Annotated in this window: 1 rRNA gene (only partly in view); it reads left to right on the forward strand. The window is 54.6% G+C overall.

What is annotated here, in order from left to right:
• A 23S ribosomal RNA gene (locus tag IRX98_RS22325) occupies nt 1-1,340 on the forward strand; it begins 1,891 nt to the left of the window's first position.
• Nucleotides 1,341-1,365 lie beyond the last annotated feature (25 nt).

Genomic DNA, 1,365 nt, shown 5'->3' on the forward strand with positions numbered 1-1,365 from the left:
TCCTATGCTGTCGAGAAAAACCTCTAGCGAGCAACGAGCCGCCCGTACCCCAAACCGACTCAGGTGATCAAGTAGAGAATACTAAGGCGATCGAGACAACCATGGTTAAGGAACTCGGCAAAATGCCCCCGTAACTTCGGGAGAAGGGGGGCCCGGATCGTGAACCCACTTGCTGGGGGAAGCGTGAAGGGCCGCAGAGACCAGGGGAAAGCGACTGTTTACTAAAAACACAGGTCCGTGCGAAGTTGTAAGACGATGTATACGGACTGACTCCTGCCCGGTGCTGGAAGGTTAAGAGGACCGGTTAGGCAGCAATGCCGAAGCTGAGAATTTAAGCCCCAGTAAACGGCGGTGGTAACTATAACCATCCTAAGGTAGCGAAATTCCTTGTCGGGTAAGTTCCGACCTGCACGAATGGAGTAACGACTTTCCCACTGTCTCAACCATGGACTCGGCGAAATTGCACTACGAGTAAAGATGCTCGTTACGCGCGGCAGGACGGAAAGACCCCGGGACCTTTACTATAGTTTGGTATTGGTGTTTGGTACGGCTTGTGTAGGATAGGTGGGAGACTGTGAAGCCCTCACGCCAGTGTGGGTGGAGTCAACGTTGAAATACCACTCTGGTCGTACTAGATGTCTAACCTAGGTCCGTTATCCGGATCAGGGACAGTGCCTGATGGGTAGTTTAACTGGGGCGGTTGCCTCCTAAAATGTAACGGAGGCGCTCAAAGGTTCCCTCAGCCTGGTTGGCAATCAGGTGGCGAGTGTAAGTGCACAAGGGAGCTTGACTGTGAGACAGACATGTCGAGCAGGGACGAAAGTCGGAACTAGTGATCTGGCCACGGCATGTGGAAGCGTGGTCACTCAACGGATAAAAGGTACCCCGGGGATAACAGGCTGATCTTCCCCAAGAGTCCATATCGACGGGATGGTTTGGCACCTCGATGTCGGCTCGTCGCATCCTGGGGCTGGAGTAGGTCCCAAGGGTTGGGCTGTTCGCCCATTAAAGCGGCACGCGAGCTGGGTTTAGAACGTCGTGAGACAGTTCGGTCCCTATCCGCCGCGCGCGCAGGAAACTTGAGAAAGGCTGTCCCTAGTACGAGAGGACCGGGATGGACGAACCTCTGGTGTGCCAGTTGTTCTGCCAAGAGCACGGCTGGTTGGCTACGTTCGGAAGTGATAACCGCTGAATGCATCTAAGCGGGAAGCACGTTTCAAGATGAGGTTTCCCACCACGTAAGTGGGTAAGGCCCCCCACAGAACATGGGGTTGATAGGCCGGAGGTGTACAGCAGTAATGCCCAGCCGACCGGTACTAATAGGCCGAGGGCTTGTCCCAACACCGTACAAGAACACACACAATG

The organism is Nocardioides lacusdianchii (genome assembly GCF_020102855.1).
GTDB classification, from domain to species: Bacteria; Actinomycetota; Actinomycetes; order Propionibacteriales; family Nocardioidaceae; genus Nocardioides; species Nocardioides lacusdianchii.